The sequence below is a fragment of the Ensifer sp. GW821-FHT05G01 genome (assembly GCF_059419585.1).
Map to the genome: position 1 here is coordinate 18,250 of NZ_JBWKSC010000010.1, position 23,211 is coordinate 41,460.

The following is a 23,211-nucleotide window of genomic DNA, read 5'->3' on the forward strand; positions in this document are numbered from 1 at the left end:
ATATCCCATGGCTGACAAGAAACCCGGTATCGACCAGGCGCTGATCCGCGATCTCGCCAATATCCTGAACGACACGGATCTCACCGAGATCGAAGTGGAGCAGGAAGATCTTCGCATCCGCGTATCGCGCGCCGGCACCCCGGTCGCCGTCTCGATGCCGGCCTATCAGGCTCAGCCGGCGGTCCACGCTGCGCAGCCGGCCGCTGTCGCCGCACCGGCGGAAACCAGCCGCACCTCCAAGAATGCCGTAACGGCTCCCATGGTCGGCACGGCCTATCTGGCACCCGCTCCAGGCGCCCGCCCGTTCATCGAGGTTGGCACCGTGGTCAAGGAAGGCCAGACGGTCCTGATCATCGAAGCGATGAAGACCATGAACCAGATCCCTGCCCCGCGTTCGGGCAAGGTGACCGAAATCTTCGTCCAGGACGCAGCCCCCGTCGAATATGGCGAGCCGCTGATCGTAATCGAATAAGGCGGCGCTGCGATGATCTCGAAAATTCTCATTGCCAATCGCGGCGAAATCGCCCTTCGCGTGCTGCGCGCCTGTAAGGAGCTCGGCATCGCGACGGTGGCCGTCCACTCCACGGCCGACAGCGACGCCATGCACGTGCGCCTCGCCGACGAAAGCGTCTGCATCGGTCCTCCGCCGTCGCGCGATAGCTATCTGAACATTCACCAGATCGTCGCCGCCTGCGAAATCACCGGCGCTGATGCCGTGCACCCGGGCTACGGCTTCCTGTCAGAAAACGCCAAGTTCGCCGAAATCCTCGAAGCGCACGACATCACCTTCATTGGGCCGACCGCGGAACATATCCGCATCATGGGCGACAAGATCACCGCCAAGAAGACGGCGCAGGAGCTTGGCATCCCCGTGGTTCCAGGCTCCGACGGCGAAGTGCGCCCGGAAAATGCGCTCGAAGTGGCGCGCAAGATCGGCTTCCCGGTCCTGATCAAGGCAACCGCCGGCGGCGGCGGCCGCGGCATGAAGGTCGCAAAGACCGAAGCCGAACTCGAAGAGGCCGTTTCGACCGCTCGTTCCGAGGCGCTTGCCGCCTTCGGCAATGACGCCGTTTACATGGAAAAGTATCTCGGCAAGCCGCGCCACATCGAAATCCAGATCGTCGGCGACGGCGAAGGCAATGCGATCCATCTCGGCGAGCGCGACTGCTCGTTGCAGCGGCGCCACCAGAAGGTCTGGGAAGAGGCGAACTCCCCGGCCCTCAACGTCGAGCAGCGCATGAAGATCGGCGAAGTCTGCGCCGATGCCATGCGCAAGCTGAAGTACCGCGGCGCAGGCACGATCGAGTTCCTCTACGAGAACGGCGAGTTCTATTTCATCGAAATGAACACCCGTCTGCAGGTGGAACACCCGATCACCGAGGCGATCACCGGCATCGACCTGGTGCACGAGCAGATCCGCGTCGCATCGGGTGGCGGACTTTCGGTCAAGCAGGAAGACATCGTGTTTTCCGGTCACGCGATCGAGTGCCGCATCAACGCTGAGGATCCGCGCACCTTCGTCCCCTCTCCGGGCACGATCACGCATTTCCACGCACCGGGCGGTCTCGGCGTTCGCGTCGATTCGGGCGCCTATCAGGGCTACCGGATCCCGCCCTACTACGACAGCCTGATCGGCAAGCTCATCGTCCATGGCCGCACGCGCGTCGAATGCATGATGCGCCTTCGTCGCGTGCTCGACGAATTCGTCATCGACGGCATCAAGACGACGCTGCCGCTGTTCCAGGACCTGATCAACAATCAGGACATCGCGAACGGCGATTACGACATCCATTGGCTGGAGCATCATCTGGCCACGACGTCCGAATAGGACCGTGCATTGAAAGGGACGCGCAGCAAGCAACCCGACGTAACACCGGACATGCTGCTGCGCGCCTATTCCATAGGCCTGTTTCCGATGGCCGATTCGGCAGACGACCCGGAACTCTTCTGGGTCGAGCCGGAAATCCGCGGCGTCATCCCGCTCGATGGCTTTCACGTCTCGCGCAGCCTCGCAAAGACAATCCGCAAGAGCCACTTAGACATCCGCTTCAACACTGCCTTCGAGGCCGTCATGGAAGGTTGTGCCGCGCCGGCACCCGATCGGCCGACGACCTGGATCAACAGCAAGATCCGCGCCCTCTACGCCACGCTTCACTCCATGGGCTACGCACACAGCGTCGAAGCCTGGGAGGACGGCGCGCTGGTCGGTGGGCTCTACGGTGTCTCCCTCGGCTCTGCATTCTTTGGCGAAAGCATGTTCTCCAGACGCACCGACGCGTCGAAGATCTGCCTCGTGCATCTGGTGGAACGGCTTCGCGCCAAAGGCTTTGAGCTGCTCGACACCCAGTTCACCACGGAGCATCTGAAATCGTTCGGCGCAATCGACGTGCCGAAGGCCGAGTATGAAATCATGCTCGCCGATGCGATGAACTCGCCCGATCTAACGTTTTGAGCTCATCATCTACCTGAGCCTCTAATGCGAACGCCGCTTTTCACCCGTCTCGACCCTTCTCAATCGCGTTGCATTGATACGTCACGCAGAGCGAAGTCCGCTCACAAAATGAGTCGTGCAAACGCTCTATCGCTTTGTTTTGACGGATTTCTTTGCGGATGCCATCTCGCTGAACTTGCAAGATGCTGCACATGGTTGGTCTCGGTACACCCGATGCCAACGTAAGCGACGTGGTACCGGCAGGAGTGCTTACCCGCCCCCTTCAACGCGCTCACTCAAGCGCACCGGATAATGGCGTCGGCACAGAAAAATTGAGAGATAACGCGGCCGCGTTAAAGGGCGCTCGGCAGGCAAGATTATTTCTTGGAAGCCGTATCCGGCGGCGGCAGGTCCGACGTCGCCTTGCAGGACTGCAGCCAGACGTCGTAGACGGGGTGCTCGACGGCATTGAGACCGGGGCTGTCAGCAAACATCCAGCCGGTAAAGATCCGCCTGATCTTGCGGTCGAGGGTGATTTCGTCGACCTCAACGAAAGTCGTGATCTTCTGCGCTTCGGTGTCGTCCCTGTTGTAGCAGACGCGTGGCGTTACCTGCAGGGCGCCGAACTGGACGGTCTCACCGATATAGACGTCGAAGGTGGTGATACGGCCGGTGATCTTGTCGATGCCGGAAAACACGGCGACGGGATTGTTAATCCGCGCGGCCTCGGCCGTACCGGTCGAGGCTACCATCGGCAGCGCGGCAAGCGCAGCGACACAGAGCTGGCTCGACATCTGGCCGATTGTTTTCCGCAGATAAGAACCCGCCATTCCCGCCTGTCTCCCGCGCGCCTTGCATTCACCGTTGATGGATATCAGGCGCTAAACATGAAATGTGGCCGCCCCGTGGTCACAGGACCATTTGGTGAAGCGGCGCACGCTTGTCCGACGTCAAGCGTCTCAGGAACCCGGCGTCCAGGCATCGTAGTCGCCCGTTACGCGCGGACGTGCACCGGTCCCGGCGATCGAACCCTGCGGCCTGTAGGCGTTGGCCGTGCCGGTCGGGTTCGGGCGGTGCGGCTTCTGCCACTCGCGGGCGACGTACTTCTCGTCAGCCGGCGAAACGTCGGTGCGGTGATGCATCCAGCCGTGCCAGCCAGCCGGAATAGCCGAGGCCTCGGCATAGCCGTTGTAGATCACCCAGCGGCGCGTGCGGCCTTCGGAGTCCTTGCCGCCCTGGTAATACACGTTGCCGAGCTCGTCTTCGCCGACACGCTGGCCGTTACGCCAGGTATGAAAGCGCGTTCCGATCGTCTGTTGGTTCCACCAGGTGAAAATCTGCAGCAGGAGCTTCATGGATGCGGTCCTCAACCGACCGTTGGGAAGGCGGCCGGATACCAAAACTATGTCCCCGCTTATGCCCCGCCACTCCAGCCTTGTCCAGTCTTTCCGAGGTAAAGACGGTCATTTCAACGGCATGTGAAAGCCGAAATGGCTGCGCACAAAACCGAGACGCTCATAGAATCGGTGCGCCGCCGCGCGCGTCGCGTTCGAGGCGAGTTGCACCTTTGCGGCCCCCGCCTCACGCGCCCGCTCGATCGCATGGCGCATCATGCGTTCGCCGATGCCGCGGCCGCGCATATCTACACGGGTCTGCACGGCCTCGATCAGCAGTCTTGGCTTCCCTCGCCCCGAAAGCGATGTCAGCAGTGTTGTCTGAAACGTGCCGACGACATCATCACCGAGACAGGCGACGTAGAGAGTTTGAAGCGAGGAAGTGTCAATGCGCGCGAAAGCGGCAAGATAGTCAGCGAAAGCTTCGGGCTCGGTCGTATCTCCATGCCCGCCAACCTCGTCGGCAGCAAAGAGCGCGATGATATCAGGAAGATCGGCCAGTTCGGCCCTGCGGATATCGAAGTCTACTGTCGCGTCCATGTGGTCTCCGGCGGCCTGGAAATCAGCGCCAAGCGTCAATCATCACAAGGATACGGTCTCGTGACAGCCAACGCCGTACGCAATCTTTTCCACAACCCATGACAAACCGCCGCTCACAAGCACCTGCATCGGGAGCAAGCAAGCGTCAGGAGAGCGGTTTCTCGAGAATGAGCGCCGGAAGCCCCGACTGCTCGTCGCCGCAATTGCTGACTTGACCGACTTCGTTGAAGCCGTGAGCCCGATAGAATGCAAGGGCATGAAGGTTCTGCGGCTCGACTTCGACCCGCATGCGTTCTGCATCCGGGAAGCAGGTTTCGAGTTCGGCGAAAATATCGCGTCCGATACCCTGACCCTGGAGTTTCGGCAGAACGTAAAGCTGATGGAGCATCACGGTCTTCTTCAACGTGTCGGACATGGATGCATACCCCATGCCGCCGATACTGCGACCGTCGTCGGCCACGAGGAATTCCGCGTCCTTGCGCTCCAACCGGGCCTTCAACGCCGGCAGCGAATGCCAGCGCCCTGTCAGTTCGTTGACCTTCTCGACGCCATAGTATGTGTCATAGGTCGCGTGCCACGTCTCGACGAGCAGCGCGCGAACCTTCTCCAGATCGCGCTCGCTCGCCGTTCGGACGAAGAACACCGCTTATTCCTCGATGCCGAGCTTGGCCTTGACCAGAGCCTGAACGGCCTGCGGATTGGCCTTACCGCCGGTCGACTTCATCACCTGGCCGACGAACCAGCCGGCCAGCGACGGTTTTGCCTGCACCTTGGCGACCTGATCCGGGTTGGCGGCGATGATCTCGTCAACCGCCTTCTCGATGGCGCCGGTGTCCGTCACCTGCTTCATGCCGCGTGCTTCGACGATCTCGGCGGGATTTCCACCTTCGTTCCAGACGATCTCGAAGAGATCCTTGGCAATCTTGCCGGAGATCGTCTCGGCCTTGATGAGATCGATGATGCCGCCCAACTGGGCCGGGGAAACCGGAGTCTCTTCAATGGCTTTGCCGGCTTTGTTCAAGGCGCCGAGCAGGTCGTTGATGACCCAGTTTGCGGCGATCTTGCCATCACGGCCTTCGGCGACCGCCTCGAAATAGTCGGCAATCGACTTTTCCGACACCAGCACCGAAGCATCGTAGACCGACAGGCCCATGGCGCTGACAAAGCGTTCCTTCTTGTCGTCGGGCAATTCCGGCAGATCGGCCTTCAGCGCGTCGACGAAAGCCTGATCGAATTCGAGCGGCAGCAGATCCGGATCCGGGAAGTAGCGATAGTCATGCGCATCTTCCTTCGAGCGCATCGAGCGCGTCTCACCCTTGTTCGGGTCGAACAAACGGGTTTCCTGGTCGATGGAGCCGCCGTCTTCCAGAATGCCGATCTGGCGGCGTGCTTCGTACTCGATCGCCTGGCCGATGAAGCGGATGGAGTTGACGTTCTTGATTTCGCAACGGGTGCCGAAGCCTTCGCCCGGGCGGCGGACCGAGACGTTGACGTCGGCGCGCATCGAGCCTTCATCCATGTTCCCATCGCAGGTGCCAAGGTAGCGCACGATCGAGCGCAGCTTGGTCATGTAGGCCTTGGCCTCGTCGGACGAGCGCATATCGGGCTTGGAGACGATTTCCATCAGCGCCACGCCGGAACGGTTGAGGTCGACATAGGACATCGACGGGTGCTGGTCATGCATCGACTTGCCGGCATCCTGCTCGAGGTGCAGGCGCTCGATGCCGATCTCGACGTCTTCGAACTGGCCCTGGCGATCCGGCCCGACGGAAATGATGATCTGTCCCTCGCCGACGATCGGATCCTTGAACTGCGAGATCTGATAGCCCTGCGGCAGGTCGGGGTAGAAGTAGTTCTTGCGGTCGAAGATCGAGCGGTTGTTGATCACGGCCTTGAGGCCGAGGCCGGTGCGCACCGCCTGCTTGACGCATTCTTCGTTGATGACGGGCAGCATGCCGGGCATGGCCGCATCGACCAGCGACACGTTGGCGTTCGCCGGCTTGCCGAATTCGGTCGAAGCACCCGAAAAGAGCTTCGAATTGGAAAGCACCTGGGCATGGACCTCCATGCCGATGATGACTTCCCAGTCACCGGTGGCGCCGGGGATGAAGCGTTTGGAATCGGGGGTGCGGACGTCGACAATGCTCATATCATGCTCTTCTTTGAAGCCTGAATTCTTGGTTTCTCGGTAGAGCAATTGCCGCAACGGTGCAAGTTGTTAGGGGCGATCAGCCGCCAAGTGATGGCGTGGCACACGCTTTAACCGACGCTTAGCGCCCTGTATGGCAAAAGGCGAATATGCCGCTCACCGCTACCAGCCTCCTGTGCTTCCTTGTCGCGATCAACATCACGAGCTTCTGCCAGTTCTGGTACGACAAGCACGCAGCGCGATCAGGCTGGCGCCGGATCCGCGAGCGAACGTTGCTGCAATCGGCATTTTTCGGCGGCAGCATAGGCGCCATGGCCGGTCGACATGTCTTCAGACACAAGACACGCAAGGAGCCGTTTCGAACACATCTCATCCTGATCGTCCTTTTTCAGATGATTGTGTCGGTCGCCTGCGCAATCTTTGCGAGCGGAACTCTTGACGCCCTCGCCAGTCTCTTTTAGGAAGCGTTCGTTCGAATGGAGTTTTGATGTTCTCATCGTCTGAGTCCCGGTAAGGGCCCCTGCCCGCTTTCTCCTAAAGATTGCGCGCACGGGCCGGAAACGTAACCCCGCTTTTCCCAAGATTTGCGGAACGTTTTTGTGCGTTCTTACGAACGCTATTCCGGAACATTCAGACATGGATATCTCACGCGCTGAGCAGCGCATTCTCCATCATTTGGCCCAGGGCGGCCGCATTGAAATCACCCGCGACGACAAGACGATCATCGAGATCAGATGCTTCACGCGCGACGGATGGGTCTATCCGGGTTTCGACCTCGAACTCTTCCGCAAGCTGAAGCGCAAGAAGGCGATCTCGTCGTCAGCAGGCAGACCCTATCGCATCACCGAGCGAGGCTTGCGCCTCGTCCGGTCGGAACTCAACAATCGGTAGCCGGACAGACTGGCGAAGATAACCGGCCGGCGCTGCGCGTCATTGTTGGCGCGCGGCGTCGAAGCGAGCGGCGGTCGCACCGGCGGCGGACGTGCCATCGGCGAAGGCGCGGATACGATCGCGCCCCTCCGCCTTGGCGATATAGAGAGCCCTGTCGGCCTGCGACAGCAGACCCTCAAGTTCAGGGCCGGTCGGCAGCCGTTCGGCAATGCCGATGCTGGCTGTCACAGACAGCGTCTCGCCATTCTCAAGGTCGACTTTGAGTGCGCGGATGGCGGCCAAGATCCGCTCGGCGACGCGGTTGGCATTCGCTGGCGTCTGCCGGACAAGAAGGATCGCGAACTCTTCCCCGCCGAGCCTGCCAAAGAGGTCGTCGGAGCGCAGCGCCATGCGGACTGTCACCGCCACGGCCTGCAACACGCGATCGCCTGCCGCATGACCATGAGTATCGTTGATCACCTTGAAGCGATCGATATCCAGCATCATGGCGAAGATCGGTGTTTTCCGATTTTCGGCCTCGATCAACGCCGACGCACGCACCATGAAGGCGGCACGGGCAAGGCATTGCGTCAGGAAATCATAGTCGACCGCGTGGGACAGCCGGGCGATCAAGGTTCGGCGCGCGGCATCGATGCTTGCCACCGTCAGCGGCCCAAGCGCCAGAAGCGTGATACCAAGACGGGACGAGAGGAGTGTGGCCTCGGCGAGACGGTCGACCCCAAGATGCAACACGCCCGACGCTACGGCAACCTGCGCCAGCATGCAGGCGATTGCCATCAGCACTGTGACGGCAAAGAGACGGTAGGTCAAAGCGCACCAAAGCAACGACGGCACCGGAAATGCGATCGCTCCCGGACCGCCGATCAGCAGCGCCGCGGCACAGGACGCCGCCAGAGAAACGACCGGCCAAGGTTTGACGCCCGTCGCAGACACAACCCGATGTCTGTCGGCGAATGGCGGCATGGCCAAAAACACCGGCAGGATGACGACGTAGTTGACCAGCTCGGTCGTCAACCAGGCGACAAGGGCGCGTGAAATCGGCTCGCCGAAGTAGTGCGCGACCGCGAGTGCGCCGACAATCGACGCGCTGGCGCCGGCGATTGCCGAGATCGAAAACATGTAGAGCACGGCAAGGGGGCGACGCAGGTGACGATGTTCGGTGGAAAGGCGCATGAAGAGGATGTAGCCGACACCGACACCGACCAGATTGGCAGCATTGAGGGCGACGGCGGCGCCAAGGCTCGAGCCCGTCAGCAGGTCGGCCATGAGGTAGGCCAGCGCTGCGCATATCCACGCGGTTGGTGTGCTCAACGAGGGATGACGCACCAGCAACCCGAGCAGGATGGCATTGGCCGGCCATACGGAAGCGAGCATGCCGAAAGGCCGGCTGAAAATACCGAGCAGGCAGGCGGCAAAGACCACCAGGCCGAGGCCGACGATCCATAGCGGACGAACGGATGATCGATAAAACGCCGATTGCTCTACGGTATTCTCGAAGATCTGCAACGAACGGTCCCTGCGTCGCCACGTAGTTTCAATACCCCTAATATTTCATGGGTCGAATGAATGCGAGGTGAATATTCGGTCGGGGGCCAAATCTCGCAGAAAACATCATGTCTTCTCGGCTCAGCGGCCGTAGAGGTCGGGATCGGTGGCCGCCAGCGGCTTGCTCAAGCCAATGAATTCGACATCCCGGTCCAGCTTCGGCGCATAGGCGGTCGATAGCCAGCTGACGCCATAGCCGTGCTTGCGGAAGAAGCTGATGGCTGCAGTGTTCTGGGCATGTGTCCTGGTTTGCGCGGCTTCGAAGCCGTCGCTTGCGATGCGACGTTCGAGATCTGCGAGCAGATGACCGCCATGCCCCCGCCGCTGGGCTTCGGGCTCGATCCAAAGGTCGGAAATGCTCTCGTCGAAGTTTTCCCGGGCTGCCCAGCCACGCGGCCTGCCCTCAACCTCGACCAGTGAAACGGCAAGCCAGTGAGTGGAAAGAAAGTCGGCGAAGGCGTTCTCCGCCAGGCGCCGCATCCGGCCCACATCCGCAAGACCTGTGATCGCGCCCTCCCAGGCGCGCAGGCCGATGGCGATCAGAGCGCCGACCTCATCCTGGCGGGCATGACGGATCAAAGGCACGATGCGGCTCCTGCGCGCCACCACGGCGCATTGCGCAGTAGATCACGGCGCTTGCGACCGAGCCAGTCGCCGCGATTGCGGCGCAGCACACGCGGTGCTGCGCCTTCAACGCATTACCACCACTTGGTCGGCGTGAAGCGGCCGGCTGCCTGTTCGATGACATGCGCCGTCTTGAACAGGGTCTCTTCCTCGAACGGCTTGCCGATCAGTTGCAGGCCGAGCGGCAGGCCCTTGTGATCAACGCCGCCGGGAACGGCGATACCCGGCAGACCGGCCATGTTGACCGTCACCGTGAAGATGTCGTTGAGGTACATCTTGACCGGATCGGATGCGAGATCCTCGTCGGCGATGCCGAACGCGGACGACGGAGTGGCCGGCGTCAGAATCGCGTCGACACCCGCATGGAAAGCCAGTTCGAAGTCACGCTTGATCAGCGTGCGAACCTTCTGGGCGCGCAGGTAGTAGGCGTCGTAGTAGCCGGCGGACAGCACGTAGGTGCCGATCATGATGCGGCGCTTGACCTCCTGGCCGAAGCCGGCGGCCCGGGTCTTTTCGTACATGTCGACGATATCCTTGCCGTCGACGCGCAGGCCGTAGCGAACGCCGTCGTAGCGGGCAAGGTTCGAAGACGCTTCGGCCGGAGCGACGATATAGTAGGCCGGCAAGGCATATTTGGTGTGCGGCAGGGTGATGTCGACGATCTCGGCACCGGCGTCCTTCAGCCAGGCGATGCCCTGCTGCCAAAGGGCTTCGATCTCTTCCGGCATGCCCTCGACGCGGTACTCGCGGGGAATGCCGATCTTCATACCCTTGATCGACTGGCCGATCGAGGCTTCGTAGTTCGGCACCGGCAGATCGACGGAAGTGGTGTCCTTGGCGTCGACGCTTGCCATCGACTTCAGAAGGATTGCCGCGTCTCGCACGTCACGGGCAATCGGGCCGGCCTGATCCAGCGACGACGCGAAGGCGACGACGCCCCAGCGCGAGCAGCGGCCATAGGTCGGCTTAATACCGACGGTGCCGGTGAAGGCCGCCGGCTGACGGATGGAGCCGCCGGTATCGGTTGCCGTCGCACCGGCGCACAGATGCGCAGCCACGGCCGCCGCAGAACCACCGGACGAGCCGCCAGGGACCAGGTCGAGGTTCGAGCCCTTGGCGCGCCAGGGGTTCTTCACGGCACCGTAATAGGAGGTCTCGTTGGAAGAGCCCATGGCGAACTCGTCCATGTTGAGCTTGCCGAGCATGACCGCGCCATCGTTCCAGAGGTTCTGGGTCACGGTCGATTCGTAACGCGGGGCGAAGCCATCGAGAATGTGGCTGCAGGCTTGGGTGTGCACGCCTTCGGTACCGAAGAGATCCTTGATCCCCAGCGGAATGCCTTCGAGTGCGCCAGCCTTGCCGGCGGCGATGCGCGCGTCCGAAGCCTTGGCCATTTCGCGCGCCTTGTCGGGCGTGACGGCAATATAGGCATTGATCGCTTCGTTGGCGCTATCGATCGCCGCGATATAGGCGTCGGTCAGTTCAACGGCGGTGATTTCCTTGCCGGCAAGCTTGGTGCGGGCTTCGGCAATCGTCAGGCTGGTGAGTTCGGTCATGGTGAAATCGGGCTTTCGCAAATCGGGTACGTCGGGGCGGCAGGCGGTCGGATTACTCGACGACCTTCGGGACGAGGAAGAAGTTGCGATCGGTATTGGGAGCATTGGCGACGATGTCGTCGGCCTTGCTGCCGTCGGACACGACGTCCAGTCGCTTCTTCATCTCCATCGGCGTCACCGACGTCATGGGCTCGACGCCATCGACATTCACTTCCGAGAGCTGCTCGACGAAACCAAGGATGCCGTTGATTTCGCCCACCATCCGCGTGGCTTCATCTTCACTGACGGCGATGCGGGCGAGGCGCGCGACGCGCTTCACGGTGGCAAGGTCTACGGACATGGTCGTCTCCGGTCTCTGGAACTTTCCCCCGCTATAATGGTGCGCGGCGAGGCGCGCAACGGGGGAATCGCCCGATCGCGCGCCTGCCGCAGTGCCGACGGGCTTTGCAGTCAGACGGTCACGATGCCGCCAATGACTGGTGTCGCGACTTTGGTCGAGGCGCTGTCCATGCCGACGACAAAGTTTTCCGGCGTCTGGTCGATGATCGGGAAGGATCCGTAATGGCAGGGAATGGCGGTCGAGAACTTGAAATAGCGCTGGCACGCGAGTGCTGCGACAGCACCGCCCATGGTGAAACGGTCACCGATCGGAACAAGCCCGATCTGGGGCTCGTGCAATTCTTCGATCAGCGCCATGTCGGAGAAAATGTCGGTGTCACCCATGTGATAGAGCGTCGGCTCGTCCTCGAAATGCAGGACGAGGCCGTTGGCGTTGCCGAGCGAATGCGAAACGCCGTCTTCGGTAATCTGCGCCGAGGAATGCAGCGCATTGACGAACGTGGCGGAAAAGCCTGGGAGATGGATGGTACCGCCGGTGTTCCCGGGCTCCATCGCCGAAATACCCTGGCGACCGAGCCACATGCAGAGATCGAAGTTGGCAACGACCACCGCTCCCGTTTCCTTGGCAATCGCGACGGTGTCACCGACATGGTCGCCATGACCGTGCGTCAGGAGAATATGGGTGAGCCCCGCCGTTACCTCCTTGCGTTCACTGTCGAGGAACGCCGGATTGCCGGTGAAGAAGGGATCGATCAGGATCTTCGACGTTGCCGTTTCGATGTGAAAGGCGGAATGGCCGAGCCATTTGATCTTCATGACATTCTCCCAGATGATTTGCGTGTTGATCCAGCTATATGGAACGAAACGAACCCCTGCAAAGATCGAATCGGCAAACCAAATGACAATTCTGACCATCGAAGAGCTTGCGAGCCAGCTGCAGCCCAATCAGGCCATCGCCGGCCTCGATCTCGGTACCAAGACGATCGGCATCTCGGTGTCGGACCTTGGCCGCCGGATCGCGACGCCGCGCGAGGTGATCAAGAGGGTCAAGTTCGGCATCGATGCGGTGACGCTTCTCTCGGTTGCGGAGAAAGAAAGGGTCGCAGCCTTCGTCATTGGCCTGCCCGTCAACATGGACGGCAGCGAAGGACCGCGGTGTCAGGCGACCCGCGCCTTTGTTCGCAACATGGTGGAGAAAACGCCCCTACCCTTCGTCTATTGGGACGAGAGGCTGTCGACAGTTGCGGCCGAGCGGGTGCTGATCGAGATGGACGTGTCACGCAAGAAGCGGGCCGAGCGCATAGACTCGGCGGCCGCATCCTTCATTCTTCAGGGTGCACTCGACAGGCTGGCGTCCCTTGCCAGGGACGGCGCCTCGGGCGACTGAGCGGCACCGAAGCGGCGGCGGTACCAGGCGACAAGCTCACGGCGCTTGCGGTAGGCGATGATGCCGAAAACGATGAAGCTGTCGACAATGATGGCACGCGCAACGAGCGGCGGAATGCTTTCCGGCGGAATGCCAAGCACGTTGCCGTAGACCTGGAAGACCAGGTCATGGGTCTGGCGCGTCAGCATGAAGAAACCGAAGCTCATGTCGTAGTAGGAAAGGCCGTACCAGCCGGCCAAAAGCATGACGGGGCATGCCCACAGGATCAGAAACCACTTCATGCGGCCCCCCTTTCCGATAGGCGCCGATACAACAGTGGATAGAGTGCGCGATCTGCCAATACCAAGATAAGCAGAACCACCGCAGGGACCACGATATCGAGCGCCAGTCCGGCGAAAAACATCATCATGATGATCAAAAGACCAGTTCTCACCGAACCGCTCCATTCCGGATTTCATTGCGTTACCCAACCACTGTCCACGCTCGCCGCCGATCGCGCAATGTAAACCATTTGTTAAGGTTAATTTTCACAGGCCCAGCCCGACTGCGGTCGGAATGGCTTCTCAAGACTTGAAACTCACGGCGTGATTTCGTTTTAAATCGATTCCGGTCTCAGACATTATGCAGTAACGGTGGGCCCTCTTCCCGCGCAGGCCCGTCCATGATCATCGTCTTTGAAAGTATCCTTCCCATCTTCCTTCTGGTGCTGCTCGGCGCATGGCTGAAACGCACGACGCTGGTCGATCAGAATCTGTGGCTCGGCCTCGAGCAGTTCGGCTACTACATCCTCTTCCCCGCCCTGTTGTTTTCGACGCTGGCGCAGGCCGATTTTTCCGGCATGAAGGCGGACGCCACGGCGATTGCCACGATCGGCAGCGTCAGCCTGATGTCGGTCTTCGTGCTTTTACTCTGGCCGCTGTTTCGCAACAGAGAGGTTTCGGGCGCCTCCTTCACCTCGGTCTTCCAGACGGCAACCCGCTGGAACGGCTTCATGGCATTGGCAATCGCCCAAAAGCTGTATGGGCCGATCGGGCTGACACTGACGGCGCTGGTGATGACGCTCGTGATCATCCCGATCAATCTCTACAACGTCGGCGTGCTGGTTTGGTTCGGCGGCGGCAACCGGGATTTCCGGCGTTTCTTTGCCAAGATCGTCACCAATCCGTTAATCGTCGCATCGGTATTCGGGATCGTGTTCAACCTGGTCGGCATCAAGGTCTATGGGCCGGTGATGACGACCATCGACATGCTGGCGAGCGCCTCGCTCAGCCTCGGGCTGGTGATGGTCGGCGCCGGATTGCGCGTATCCGATGCTCTGAAGCCGAGCGGGTCGGCGTTGCTCGCCGTCGTCCTGAAGCTGATTGTCATGCCGGTCTTCATGGTTGGCGCCAGCTTCCTGCTCGGCATCCGCGGCGACGCGCTGTGCGTCATCGCGCTCGGCGCGGCGGTGCCCACGGCAATGAACGGTTATCTGCTCGCAAAGCAGATGGGCGGCGATGCCGAGCTCTATGCGGCGGTGGCGACGGTCCAGACCGTCGTCTCCTTCTTCACGATACCGCTGGTTCTGTCCGTGACGGCTTACGTCGCGGCCGGGTAAAGCAGGTCGAGGATGTAGGCCGAATCGAAGCGCGAATCGAGCATCCCGTAGGTCGACCGCCAACCGGCAGCGAGACGCGATTCGAGGAAGGCATCGGCGATGCGACCGGCGCCCAACCGATAGAGTTCGGCGGCAGCGGCAGCCAGAGCCAGTTGCTCGACCAGCATCCGGGCGGCCCCTTCGTCACGCTCGCAGAGCGACATCGCCGCGCGCAGCACATCGATGGTCTTGCGGCCGGCAGGCCCAAGGTCACGGCTGAGAACGGCAAACAGCTGTTCGAACAGGTCCTTGCGCTTGAGCAGCACGCGCAGGACGTCGAGCGCCATGACATTGCCGGAGCCTTCCCAGATCGCATTGACCGGTGCCTCGCGATAATGCCGCGCTAACGCGCGCTCTTCAACGTAGCCGTTGCCGCCGAGGCATTCCATCGCCTCGTAGATCAGCGCCGGGGCAATCTTGCAGCACCAGTATTTCGCAACCGGCGTCATGATGCGGGCATAGGCTGCCTCTTCGGCGCTGGCGTGTGCCTTGTCGAAGGCATCCGCCAGACGGAACGACAGGGCACTGGCGGCTGCGACGTCGAGCGCCATGTCGGCGAGAACACGGGTCATCATCGGCTGGCTGACGAGCGGCTTGCCGAACACCTTGCGGCCACGCGTGTGATGGACCGCTTCCGCGAGCGAAGCCCGCATGATGCCGGCAGACGCCAGAGCGCAATCGAGGCGCGTCAGCGTCACCATGTCGAGAATGGTGCGGATGCCGGCATCGGGCGCGCCGAGCACGAAACCGAACGTGTCGGAAAACTCGACTTCGGCGGATGCGTTGGAGCGGTTGCCGAGCTTGTCTTTCAGCCGCTGGAAGCGCAGGCCGTTGGCGGCACCGTCTTCCAGAAGTCGCGGGACGAGGAAGCAGCCGAGGCCGTCGCGGGTCTGTGCCAGCATTACGAACGCGTCGCTCATCGGCGCCGACATGAACCACTTGTGGCCGTTGAGGCGGTAGATGCCCTCGCCCACGCGCTCGGCGGTCGAGGTGTTGGCGCGCACGTCGGTTCCGCCCTGCTTTTCCGTCATGCCCATGCCGACAGTCACGGCAGACTTCTGCATCCACGGCTTGTTCGACGAATCGTATTTGCGCGACAGGATTTTGGGCGCCCACTCCTTCTGGACTGCGGGCGATGCGGTGATCGCGGCAAGCGAAGCGCTCGTCATCGTCAGCGGGCAGAGATGGCCGCATTCCAGCTGCGCCGTCAGGTAGAAGCGGATCGCCCTGGTCTTGTGCGATTGGTTGCGCTCGTCGGGCAGGTTTTCCCAGGCTGATGCGTGCAGGCCCGAGGTCATGGATCGCCGCATCAGGGCATGCCAGGCCGGATGGAACTCGACGACGTCGAGGCGCTCGCCGCGGGGCCCGTGCGTCTTCAACTTCGGCGCGCCTTCATTGGCCATGCGCGCCAGTTCCTGCGCCTCGGGCGAAGTCACGTAGCGCCCGAGCGTATCGAACTCGTCGCGAAGCGCTTTCGTCATGCCCGAGGTGATGTCCACGACCAGCGGATCGGAACGATAGGCATTGATGCCGGACCAGGGCTTGGGCTGGTTCAGCTCGGCGAGTTTCTGTTCGGTCCGGTTCATCTGATTCATGGGCCGGTTCTAGCGCAAGTTTGCCGACCACGAAACGGGGCCGGGGAAAGATAGGATGCCGCACCCAAGTTTTCTGCGGACGGGCCTGCGCACCGCTTGCCGTGCCGGGGGTCACGTCTTATAGAGCGAGCCACATTCCAGAGCGCAAGGGCGGCCCATGACCACTTTCCCGCATCGCCACCTGCTCGGCATCAAAGGTCTTACGGAGCAGGACATCACCCACCTGCTCGATCGTGCCGATGAAGCCGTCAAGATCTCCCGTCAGCGAGAGAAGAAGACGTCAACCCTTCGCGGGCTGACGCAGATCAATCTCTTCTTCGAAGCGTCGACGAGAACGCAATCCTCCTTCGAACTCGCCGGCAAGCGGCTAGGCGCCGACGTCATGAACATGTCGGTCGGCAACTCCTCTGTAAAGAAGGGCGAAACGCTCATCGATACTGCGATGACGCTGAATGCCATGCACCCCGACGTTCTGGTCGTGCGCCACTCGTCAGCCGGTGCGGCAGCCCTTCTGGCGCAGAAGGTGTCCTGCTCGGTGGTCAATGCCGGCGACGGCCAGCACGAGCACCCGACGCAGGCGCTGCTTGATGCCCTGACGATCCGTCGCATCAAGGGCAAGCTGTCGCGCATCATCGTGGCGATCTGCGGCGACGTCTTGCACTCGCGCGTCGCCCGCTCCAACATCCTTCTTCTCAACCAGATGGGCGCGCGGGTACGCGTCGTCGCGCCGGCAACGCTGCTGCCGTCGGGCATCGCCGACATGGGCGTCGAGGTCTACCACTCGATGGCAGAGGGGCTGAAAGACGCCGATGTGGTGATGATGCTGCGCCTGCAGCGTGAGCGCATGGCCGGCTCGTTCGTGCCTTCGGTGCGCGAATACTTCCACTATTACGGCCTCGATGCCGAAAAGCTGAAAGCCGCCAAGGACGACGCGCTGGTCATGCATCCGGGCCCGATGAACCGGGGCGTCGAGATCGCGTCGGAAATCGCCGATGGGCCGCAGAGCGTCATCGAGCAGCAGGTCGAAATGGGTGTTGCCGTGCGCATGGCGGTGATGGAAACACTTCTTCTTTCGCAGAACCAGGGGCCGCGCGTATGACCAGACCGCTCGTTCTTAGAAACCTCCGCATCGTCGATCCGTCCCGCAACCTCGACGAAACAGGCACGATCATCGTCGGCGACGACGGCAGGATCCTCGCCGCAGGCAAGGATGCACACAACCAGGGCACGCCTGATGGCGCGTTCGTCAAGGACTGCGATGGACTGACGGCCGTTCCCGGCCTCGTCGACGCGCGCGTCTTCGTCGGCGAACCGGGTGCCGAGCACCGCGAAACGATCGAATCTGCATCGCGCGCCGCAGCCGTCGGCGGTGTCACCTCGTTCATTTCGATGCCGGACACCGATCCCGTCATCGACGATATCGCGCTGGTCGAATTCATGCAGAAGACGGCGCGCGATAAGGCGCTCGTCAATGTCTATCCGGCGGCGGCCATGACCAAGGGTCTTGCCGGCGAAGAGATGACCGAGTTCGGACTGCTGCGCGAAGCGGGTGCAGTCTGCTTTACAAACGGCCGCCGGGCGATCCACGACACGTTGATGCTGCGCCGTGCGATGACCTATGCCCGCGAATTCGGCGCTGTCATCGCGCTTGAAACGCGCGACAAGTATCTCGGCAACGGCGTGATGAACGAGGGGCTGCTTGCAAGCTGGCTCGGTCTTGCCGGTGTGCCGCGCGAGGCGGAAATCATCCCGCTCGAGCGCGACCTACGGATCGCCAGCCTGACCAAGGCGGCCTACCACGCCGCCAAGATCTCGGTTCCCGAATCGGCCGACGCCGTTCTCACCTCCCGCAACCGCGGCGCCAACGTCACCTGCGGCATCTCGATCAACCATCTGACGCTCAACGAGAACGACATCGGCGAGTACCGGACGTTCTTCAAGCTCTCGCCGCCCCTGCGCCGCGAGGACGATCGCGTCGCAATGGTGGACGCCCTTGCCAACGGCACCATCGACATTATCGTTTCCTCGCACGATCCGCAGGATGTCGACACCAAGCGCCTGCCGTTCTCGGATGCCGAAAACGGCGCGATCGGCCTTGAGACCATGCTGGCTGCAGCATTGCGCCTGCACCACAGCGGTCAGGTGCCGCTGATGCGGCTCATCGATGCGATGTCGACGCGCCCGGCGACAATCTTTGGACTGGACGCCGGCACATTGAAGCCCGGTGCCAAGGCCGACATCACCGTGATCGATCTCGAAGAGCCGTGGGTCCTCTACAAGGAAGCGATCGTTTCGCGGTCGAAGAACACGCCATTCGAAAATGCGCGCTTTACCGGACGGGTTGTGCAAACCTATGTTGCCGGCAAGCTTGTGCATTCGGCATAGGCGACAGCGGTCGCTCGGGAGGTTTCGGTGGATCTTTTTTCCTGGCAGCTCGGGCTGCCCTCAACAGCCTTGAGCCTTGCCTTCGGCTATCTGCTCGGCTCGATCCCCTTCGGGCTGATCCTGACGCGCATGGCCGGCCTCGGTGACGTTCGCAAGATCGGCTCGGGCAATATCGGCGCCACCAACGTTCTGCGCACCGGCAACAAGAAACTCGCCGCGGCAACGCTTCTGCTTGATGCCCTGAAGGGCACGGCGGCGGCCGCGATCGCCTCGCTCTGGGGCGTCGAAGCCGGCATCGCCGCTGGTCTTGCCGCCTTCCTCGGCCACCTTTACCCGGTCTGGCTGGGCTTCAAGGGCGGCAAGGGTGTAGCCACCTATATCGGCGTGCTGCTTGGCCTCGTGCCCTGGATGGTTCTCGTCTTCGCAGCGATCTGGCTGGCCATGGCGAAAATCAGCCGTTACTCCTCGCTCTCGGCACTGGTTGCAACCGCAGTCATTCCGGTTGTACTCTATCTGACAGGACACGAGAAAGTCGCTCTGCTGTTTGCGATCATGACCCTCATTACCTGGGTCAAGCATCGCGCCAACATCAAGCGGCTGCTTGCAGGCACCGAGAGCCGGATCGGAGACAAGGGATAATGTTGGAGGTCAGTGCACGACGAACCGGAGTTGCACTGACCGAACGACAGAAGATCTCCTGGCTGCGGCTCATCCGCAGCGACAATGTCGGCCCTGTCACGTTCCGCGATCTCATCAACCATTTCGGCACTGCCGAGAGGGCACTCGACGCCCTGCCCGAACTCTCCAGGCGCGGCGCCGGCGCCCGCACGTTCCGTGTCGCAACGACAGCCGAAGCAGAGCGCGAACTCGAAGTCGCCCACCGCCTCGGCGCAACCTTCATCGGCATCGGCGAACCGAACTACCCCTTTGCCCTCCGCCAGATCGATGGCGCCCCTCCTCTTCTCGCCGTCAAAGGCAACCTCAACGCCGCTTTCCGCCCGTCCCTCGGCGTCGTCGGCTCGCGCAACGCCTCGGCCAGCGGCGCCAAGTTTGCAGCGATGATTGCGCGCGATGCCGGACGCGCCGGTTACGTGATCACGTCTGGACTTGCGCGCGGCATCGACACCGCCGCTCACCGGGCGAGCCTTGAGAGCGGGACGATTGCGGTGCTTGCCGGCGGTATCGACCGGCCGTATCCGCCGGAGAACGTCGGGCTGCTCAACGACATCATGGCGGGCCAGGGTCTGGCTGTCAGCGAGATGCCCTTTGGCTGGGAGCCACGCGCGCGGGATTTTCCAAGGCGCAACCGTCTGATCGCCGGCATCAGCCTCGGCGTGGCGATCGTCGAGGCAGCCAATCGCTCGGGATCCCTGATCACGGCTCGCTATGCCGCCGATTTCGGCCGTCTGGTGTTCGCCGTGCCCGGATCGCCACTCGATCCGCGTTGCCACGGCACCAACGACCTTCTCAAGCAGGGTGCGATCGTCACGACCACATCGGATGATGTTCTCGACGGCCTCGCACCTCTCAGCCAGCACACCTTGCCTTTTCCCACGGGAGCCGGAGAGCCTGCGCAGGAGATGCATTCAATACAGTCGGCGCGGCTCGCTGACGGCGACCGCGCAACGATCACTGATGCTCTCGGCCCGACACCAGTTGAAATCGACGACGTCATCCGCCACACCGGACTGCCCGCGGCTGAAGTCTACCTGGCGCTGATCGAGCTTGATCTTGCCGGGCGTCTCAACCGTCATGCGTCGGGGCTCGTGTCGCTCAACATCGAGCAATAAAACTTCATGCGCGCGCACGATCATGTCGGCAACCGATGCCACGAAAGCACATTCGCAGATACGAAGAAAACACGAGCAACTCAACCAAAGAGAGACAAAATTATATATTCTCTCTGTGGATGCATATCGCCGCCCAACCCCTATTTTGAATGAAACCTCTTGACCGCGCTCGAATCCCTGTCCATTTCGGGGCATCGATATTCGGCGACGCTCGGTGCAAACAGCGCTGACGCAGGACCAAACCCGGTTGTCTCAGAAAAATGACTATGAATGTTGTAGTGGTGGAATCGCCTTCAAAGGCAAAGACGATCAACAAGTACCTCGGCCCCGGCTACAAGGTTCTTGCATCGTTCGGCCATGTGCGGGACCTGCCTGCCAAGGATGGCTCGGTCCGTCCCGACGAAGATTTTGAGATGTCCTGGGAGGTCGATGCTGCATCGGCCAAACGCATGAAGGATATTGCCGATGCCGTGAAGGAATCGGACGGCCTCATTCTTGCGACCGACCCGGATCGCGAAGGTGAAGCGATTTCCTGGCATGTGCTCGATCTGCTGCGCAAGAAGAAGGTGCTGGGCGACAAGCCGGTCAAACGGGTGGCGTTCAACGCCATTACCAAGAAGGCCGTGCTCGACGCGATTGCCCATCCGCGCGAACTCGACATTCCCCTCGTCGATGCCTATCTGGCACGGCGCGCTCTCGACTATCTCGTCGGCTTCAACCTGTCACCGGTGCTGTGGCGCAAGCTGCCGGGCGCTCGGTCTGCGGGCCGCGTCCAATCGGTGACGCTGCGGCTGGTCTGCGACCGCGAATCGGAAATCGAACGATTCATCTCCGAAGAATACTGGAACCTGTCGGCGCTTCTGAAGACGCCGCGTGGCGATGAGTTCGAGGCACGCCTCGTTTCGGCAGATGGCAAGCGTCTGGCGCCGCGCGCGGTCGGCAACGGCGAGGAAGCAAACCGGCTGAAGACCCTGCTCGACGGTGCGACCTATGTCGTCGACAGCATCGAGGCAAAGCCGGTCAAGCGAAACCCCTCGCCGCCGTTCACCACATCGACCCTGCAGCAGGCCGCCTCGTCGAAGCTCGGCTTCTCGGCATCGCGCACCATGCAGGTCGCGCAGAAGCTCTATGAAGGCGTTGATATCGGCGGCGAAACCGTCGGTCTCATTACCTATATGCGTACCGACGGCGTGCAGATGGCGCCGGAATCGATCGAGGCCGCCCGCGAGGCGATCGGCAGCCAGTTCGGCAACCGCTACCTGCCGGAAAAGCCGCGCATCTATTCCACCAAGGCGAAAAACGCCCAGGAAGCCCACGAAGCCATTCGTCCGACCGACTTCAACCGGACGCCGGATCAGGTCCGCCGCTTCCTCGACGGCGACATGCTGATGCTCTACGACCTCGTCTGGAAGCGCGGCATCGCCAGCCAGATGGCGTCTGCCGAGATCGAACGCACGACCGCCGAGATCACTGCCGACAACGCCGGCAACAAGGCCGGCCTGCGTGCAACCGGCTCGGTCATTCGCTTCGACGGCTTCATTGCCGCCTATACCGACGCCAAGGAAGACGGCGAACAGACCGACGACGGCGACGAAGACGGCCGCCTGCCGGAGATCAATGCCCGCGAAAGCCTGGCCAAGCAGAAGATCAACGCTTCGCAGCATTTCACCGAGCCGCCGCCGCGCTACTCGGAAGCAACGCTGATCAAGAAGATGGAAGAGCTCGGCATCGGCCGTCCTTCCACCTATGCCGCAACGGTAACCACGCTTCTCGATCGCGACTACATCAGCAACGACAAGCGCAAGCTCGTGCCGCAGGCCAAGGGTCGGCTCGTCACTGCGTTTCTCGAAAGCTTCTTCACGCGCTATGTCGGCTACGACTTCACCGCGTCGCTGGAAGAGAAGCTCGACCAGGTCTCGGCCGGCGAGGTCAACTGGAAGGACGTTCTTCGCGACTTCTGGAAGGACTTCTTCGCGCAGATCGAGGAAACGAAGGAACTGCGCGTTACCAACGTGCTCGACGCGCTGAACGAGGAGTTGGCACCGCTTGTTTTCCCCAAGCGCGAAGATGGCAGCGACCCGCGCATCTGCCAGGTTTGCGGCACCGGCAAGCTGTCGCTGAAGCTCGGCAAGTACGGCGCCTTCGTCGGCTGCTCGAACTATCCAGAGTGCAACTTCACCCGCCAGCTTTCCTCCGACGGCAACAGCGACGCCGAGGCTTCGGTCTCGAACGAACCGCAGGCGCTGGGCAAGGATCCGCACACCGGCGAGGAAATCACGCTGCGCAGCGGCCGCTTCGGCCCCTATGTCCAGCGCGGCGACGGCAAGGAAGCCAAGCGCTCGAGCCTGCCCAAGGGCTGGACGCCGTCCACGATCGACCACGAGAAGGCCGTCGCCCTGCTTTCGCTTCCGCGCGATATCGGCCCGCACCCGGAAACCGGCAAGATGATCTCGTCCGGTCTTGGCCGCTACGGACCCTTCGTGCTGCATGACGGCACCTATGCGAACGTCGAATCGATCGAAGATGTGTTCTCGATCGGTCTCAACCGCGCCGTCTCCGTCATTGCCGACAAGCAATCCAAGGCCGGCGCCGGTCGCGGACGTGCCGCGGCTGTGGCACTGAAGGAACTGGGCGAGCACGCAGAAGGCGGCGCGATCACGGTGCGTGACGGACGCTACGGCCCCTATGTCAACTGGGGCAAGGTCAATGCGACCCTACCGCAGGGCAAGGACCCGCAGTCGGTGACGGTGGAAGAGGCGCTGGCGCTCATTGCCGAGCGTGCCGCCAAGAGCGGCACCGGCAAGGGCAAGACGACGAAGGCAAAAGCCAAGACAACGGCGACGAAGTCTTCGAAGGCTGCGACGGACGGTGCGGCCAAGAAGACGACGAAGGCCAAGGCGCCCGCCAAAGCAAAACCAAAGACGGCCGCGAAGGCCAAGAAGGACTGAT

At 61.8% G+C, this 23,211-nt stretch carries 24 protein-coding genes; 12 read left to right on the forward strand and 12 right to left on the reverse strand.

The window, feature by feature from the left end; genetic code table 11:
* Positions 1-7: 7 nt before the first annotated feature.
* From accB to aat, 3 genes are read left to right on the forward strand one after another with little or no spacing between them, the layout of a single operon-like run.
* A complete protein-coding gene (gene accB, locus AC07UR_RS22480) occupies positions 8-472 on the forward strand; it encodes an acetyl-CoA carboxylase biotin carboxyl carrier protein (RefSeq protein ID WP_173419720.1) in 465 nt (154 codons plus the stop codon).
* Positions 473-484: 12 nt separating this feature from the next.
* The gene (gene accC / locus AC07UR_RS22485; protein ID WP_173419719.1) at positions 485-1,828 is read left to right on the forward strand and encodes an acetyl-CoA carboxylase biotin carboxylase subunit; all 1,344 of its coding nucleotides are present in this window, start codon (positions 485-487) and stop codon (positions 1,826-1,828) included.
* Positions 1,829-1,837: 9 nt separating this feature from the next.
* Positions 1,838-2,452 carry a leucyl/phenylalanyl-tRNA--protein transferase gene (gene aat, locus AC07UR_RS22490; RefSeq protein WP_209791276.1) on the forward strand — a complete coding sequence of 205 codons (615 nt, stop codon included), beginning with the start codon at positions 1,838-1,840 and terminating at the stop codon, positions 2,450-2,452.
* A 356-nt stretch (positions 2,453-2,808) separates the two neighbouring features.
* On the opposite strand, the gene AC07UR_RS22495 is transcribed toward aat, so the two are convergent.
* The 5 genes from AC07UR_RS22495 to gatB form a co-directional block, all read right to left on the reverse strand.
* Entirely contained in the window at positions 2,809-3,261 is a 453-nt protein-coding gene (locus AC07UR_RS22495) for a DUF2155 domain-containing protein (RefSeq protein WP_209791275.1), read from the reverse strand.
* Positions 3,262-3,390: 129 nt separating this feature from the next.
* Positions 3,391-3,786, reverse strand: a complete 396-nt coding sequence (locus tag AC07UR_RS22500; RefSeq protein WP_025426633.1) for an NADH:ubiquinone oxidoreductase subunit NDUFA12 — start codon at positions 3,784-3,786, stop codon at positions 3,391-3,393.
* 108 nt (positions 3,787-3,894) lie between these two features.
* On the reverse strand, positions 3,895-4,365 hold the full coding sequence (locus AC07UR_RS22505) for a GNAT family N-acetyltransferase (RefSeq protein ID WP_209791274.1): 471 nt from the start codon (positions 4,363-4,365) through the stop codon (positions 3,895-3,897).
* A 145-nt stretch (positions 4,366-4,510) separates the two neighbouring features.
* A complete protein-coding gene (locus tag AC07UR_RS22510; RefSeq protein WP_209791273.1) occupies positions 4,511-5,008 on the reverse strand; it encodes a GNAT family N-acetyltransferase in 498 nt (165 codons plus the stop codon).
* Positions 5,009-5,011: 3 nt separating this feature from the next.
* Entirely contained in the window at positions 5,012-6,514 is a 1,503-nt protein-coding gene (gene gatB / locus AC07UR_RS22515) for an Asp-tRNA(Asn)/Glu-tRNA(Gln) amidotransferase subunit GatB (RefSeq protein WP_173419714.1), read from the reverse strand.
* A 149-nt stretch (positions 6,515-6,663) separates the two neighbouring features.
* Here gatB and AC07UR_RS22520 point away from each other — a divergent pair, with 149 nt between their 5' ends.
* On the forward strand, positions 6,664-6,975 hold the full coding sequence (locus AC07UR_RS22520; RefSeq protein WP_209791272.1) for a DUF1294 domain-containing protein: 312 nt from the start codon (positions 6,664-6,666) through the stop codon (positions 6,973-6,975).
* A gap of 175 nt (positions 6,976-7,150) precedes the next feature.
* Positions 7,151-7,405 (forward strand): YjhX family toxin, encoded by a 255-nt coding sequence (locus AC07UR_RS22525; RefSeq protein WP_173419712.1) that lies wholly within the window; start codon positions 7,151-7,153, stop codon positions 7,403-7,405.
* A 39-nt stretch (positions 7,406-7,444) separates the two neighbouring features.
* Here the strand turns inward: AC07UR_RS22525 and AC07UR_RS22530 are convergent, their stop codons facing one another.
* The 5 genes from AC07UR_RS22530 to AC07UR_RS22550 form a co-directional block, all read right to left on the reverse strand.
* The gene (locus AC07UR_RS22530) at positions 7,445-8,911 is read right to left on the reverse strand and encodes a GGDEF domain-containing protein (RefSeq protein ID WP_209791271.1); all 1,467 of its coding nucleotides are present in this window, start codon (positions 8,909-8,911) and stop codon (positions 7,445-7,447) included.
* A 120-nt stretch (positions 8,912-9,031) separates the two neighbouring features.
* On the reverse strand, positions 9,032-9,535 hold the full coding sequence (locus AC07UR_RS22535; protein ID WP_173419710.1) for a GNAT family N-acetyltransferase: 504 nt from the start codon (positions 9,533-9,535) through the stop codon (positions 9,032-9,034).
* A 113-nt stretch (positions 9,536-9,648) separates the two neighbouring features.
* Positions 9,649-11,130 carry an Asp-tRNA(Asn)/Glu-tRNA(Gln) amidotransferase subunit GatA gene (gene gatA / locus AC07UR_RS22540; RefSeq protein WP_173419709.1) on the reverse strand — a complete coding sequence of 494 codons (1,482 nt, stop codon included), beginning with the start codon at positions 11,128-11,130 and terminating at the stop codon, positions 9,649-9,651.
* Between the two features lie 52 nt (positions 11,131-11,182).
* Entirely contained in the window at positions 11,183-11,470 is a 288-nt protein-coding gene (gene gatC, locus AC07UR_RS22545; RefSeq protein WP_053247080.1) for an Asp-tRNA(Asn)/Glu-tRNA(Gln) amidotransferase subunit GatC, read from the reverse strand.
* A gap of 110 nt (positions 11,471-11,580) precedes the next feature.
* Positions 11,581-12,285 (reverse strand): metal-dependent hydrolase, encoded by a 705-nt coding sequence (locus AC07UR_RS22550; protein WP_209791270.1) that lies wholly within the window; start codon positions 12,283-12,285, stop codon positions 11,581-11,583.
* Between the two features lie 82 nt (positions 12,286-12,367).
* Between AC07UR_RS22550 and ruvX the strand changes: the two genes are divergently transcribed.
* Positions 12,368-12,856, forward strand: coding sequence for a Holliday junction resolvase RuvX (gene ruvX / locus AC07UR_RS22555; protein ID WP_173419707.1), 489 nt, complete (start codon positions 12,368-12,370; stop codon positions 12,854-12,856).
* Here ruvX and AC07UR_RS22560 read toward each other — a convergent pair.
* Positions 12,799-13,137 carry a DUF6105 family protein gene (locus AC07UR_RS22560; protein ID WP_173419706.1) on the reverse strand — a complete coding sequence of 113 codons (339 nt, stop codon included), beginning with the start codon at positions 13,135-13,137 and terminating at the stop codon, positions 12,799-12,801. The genes ruvX and AC07UR_RS22560 overlap by 58 nt on opposite strands.
* Before the next feature lie 380 nt (positions 13,138-13,517).
* On the opposite strand from AC07UR_RS22560, the gene AC07UR_RS22565 reads away from it, so the two are divergent.
* Entirely contained in the window at positions 13,518-14,453 is a 936-nt protein-coding gene (locus tag AC07UR_RS22565) for an AEC family transporter (protein WP_209791269.1), read from the forward strand.
* On the opposite strand, the gene AC07UR_RS22570 is transcribed toward AC07UR_RS22565, so the two are convergent.
* Positions 14,435-16,087, reverse strand: coding sequence for an acyl-CoA dehydrogenase family protein (locus AC07UR_RS22570; RefSeq protein ID WP_173419704.1), 1,653 nt, complete (start codon positions 16,085-16,087; stop codon positions 14,435-14,437). The two genes, AC07UR_RS22565 and AC07UR_RS22570, sit on opposite strands and share 19 nt — an antisense overlap.
* A gap of 157 nt (positions 16,088-16,244) precedes the next feature.
* On the opposite strand from AC07UR_RS22570, the gene AC07UR_RS22575 reads away from it, so the two are divergent.
* The 5 genes from AC07UR_RS22575 to topA all read left to right on the forward strand — a co-directional run bounded on the left by AC07UR_RS22575 (position 16,245) and on the right by topA (position 23,210).
* Positions 16,245-17,186: an aspartate carbamoyltransferase catalytic subunit gene (locus AC07UR_RS22575; RefSeq protein ID WP_173419703.1), complete on the forward strand. Its 942-nt coding sequence runs from the start codon at positions 16,245-16,247 to the stop codon at positions 17,184-17,186.
* Entirely contained in the window at positions 17,183-18,472 is a 1,290-nt protein-coding gene (locus tag AC07UR_RS22580) for a dihydroorotase (RefSeq protein WP_494700203.1), read from the forward strand. Before AC07UR_RS22575 ends, AC07UR_RS22580 begins: the two co-directional genes overlap by 4 nt.
* A 27-nt stretch (positions 18,473-18,499) precedes the next feature.
* Complete coding sequence (plsY, locus tag AC07UR_RS22585) at positions 18,500-19,111, forward strand: glycerol-3-phosphate 1-O-acyltransferase PlsY (RefSeq protein WP_209791267.1); 612 nt, start codon at positions 18,500-18,502, stop codon at positions 19,109-19,111.
* Positions 19,111-20,262 carry a DNA-processing protein DprA gene (gene dprA, locus AC07UR_RS22590; RefSeq protein ID WP_209791266.1) on the forward strand — a complete coding sequence of 384 codons (1,152 nt, stop codon included), beginning with the start codon at positions 19,111-19,113 and terminating at the stop codon, positions 20,260-20,262. The genes plsY and dprA overlap by 1 nt, the downstream gene beginning before the upstream one ends.
* A 266-nt stretch (positions 20,263-20,528) precedes the next feature.
* A complete protein-coding gene (topA, locus tag AC07UR_RS22595) occupies positions 20,529-23,210 on the forward strand; it encodes a type I DNA topoisomerase (protein WP_209791265.1) in 2,682 nt (893 codons plus the stop codon).
* Position 23,211: the final 1 nt, after the last annotated feature.

What these genes read in the sequence shown, in the direction of transcription:
- accB (WP_173419720.1), top strand. Translation starts at nt 8, where the DNA reads ATGGCTGACAAGAAACCCGGTATCGACCAGGCGCTGATCCGCGATCTC.
- accC (WP_173419719.1), top strand. Translation starts at nt 485, where the DNA reads ATGATCTCGAAAATTCTCATTGCCAATCGCGGCGAAATCGCCCTTCGC.
- AC07UR_RS22495 (WP_209791275.1), bottom strand. Translation starts at nt 3,261, where the DNA reads ATGGCGGGTTCTTATCTGCGGAAAACAATCGGCCAGATGTCGAGCCAG.
- AC07UR_RS22500 (WP_025426633.1), bottom strand. Translation starts at nt 3,786, where the DNA reads ATGAAGCTCCTGCTGCAGATTTTCACCTGGTGGAACCAACAGACGATC.
- AC07UR_RS22505 (WP_209791274.1), bottom strand. Translation starts at nt 4,365, where the DNA reads ATGGACGCGACAGTAGACTTCGATATCCGCAGGGCCGAACTGGCCGAT.
- gatB (WP_173419714.1), bottom strand. Translation starts at nt 6,514, where the DNA reads ATGAGCATTGTCGACGTCCGCACCCCCGATTCCAAACGCTTCATCCCC.
- AC07UR_RS22520 (WP_209791272.1), top strand. Translation starts at nt 6,664, where the DNA reads ATGCCGCTCACCGCTACCAGCCTCCTGTGCTTCCTTGTCGCGATCAAC.
- AC07UR_RS22525 (WP_173419712.1), top strand. Translation starts at nt 7,151, where the DNA reads ATGGATATCTCACGCGCTGAGCAGCGCATTCTCCATCATTTGGCCCAG.
- gatA (WP_173419709.1), bottom strand. Translation starts at nt 11,130, where the DNA reads ATGACCGAACTCACCAGCCTGACGATTGCCGAAGCCCGCACCAAGCTT.
- gatC (WP_053247080.1), bottom strand. Translation starts at nt 11,470, where the DNA reads ATGTCCGTAGACCTTGCCACCGTGAAGCGCGTCGCGCGCCTCGCCCGC.
- AC07UR_RS22550 (WP_209791270.1), bottom strand. Translation starts at nt 12,285, where the DNA reads ATGAAGATCAAATGGCTCGGCCATTCCGCCTTTCACATCGAAACGGCA.
- ruvX (WP_173419707.1), top strand. Translation starts at nt 12,368, where the DNA reads ATGACAATTCTGACCATCGAAGAGCTTGCGAGCCAGCTGCAGCCCAAT.
- AC07UR_RS22560 (WP_173419706.1), bottom strand. Translation starts at nt 13,137, where the DNA reads ATGAAGTGGTTTCTGATCCTGTGGGCATGCCCCGTCATGCTTTTGGCC.
- AC07UR_RS22565 (WP_209791269.1), top strand. Translation starts at nt 13,518, where the DNA reads ATGATCATCGTCTTTGAAAGTATCCTTCCCATCTTCCTTCTGGTGCTG.
- AC07UR_RS22570 (WP_173419704.1), bottom strand. Translation starts at nt 16,087, where the DNA reads ATGAATCAGATGAACCGGACCGAACAGAAACTCGCCGAGCTGAACCAG.
- AC07UR_RS22575 (WP_173419703.1), top strand. Translation starts at nt 16,245, where the DNA reads ATGACCACTTTCCCGCATCGCCACCTGCTCGGCATCAAAGGTCTTACG.
- AC07UR_RS22580 (WP_494700203.1), top strand. Translation starts at nt 17,183, where the DNA reads ATGACCAGACCGCTCGTTCTTAGAAACCTCCGCATCGTCGATCCGTCC.
- dprA (WP_209791266.1), top strand. Translation starts at nt 19,111, where the DNA reads ATGTTGGAGGTCAGTGCACGACGAACCGGAGTTGCACTGACCGAACGA.
- topA (WP_209791265.1), top strand. Translation starts at nt 20,529, where the DNA reads ATGAATGTTGTAGTGGTGGAATCGCCTTCAAAGGCAAAGACGATCAAC.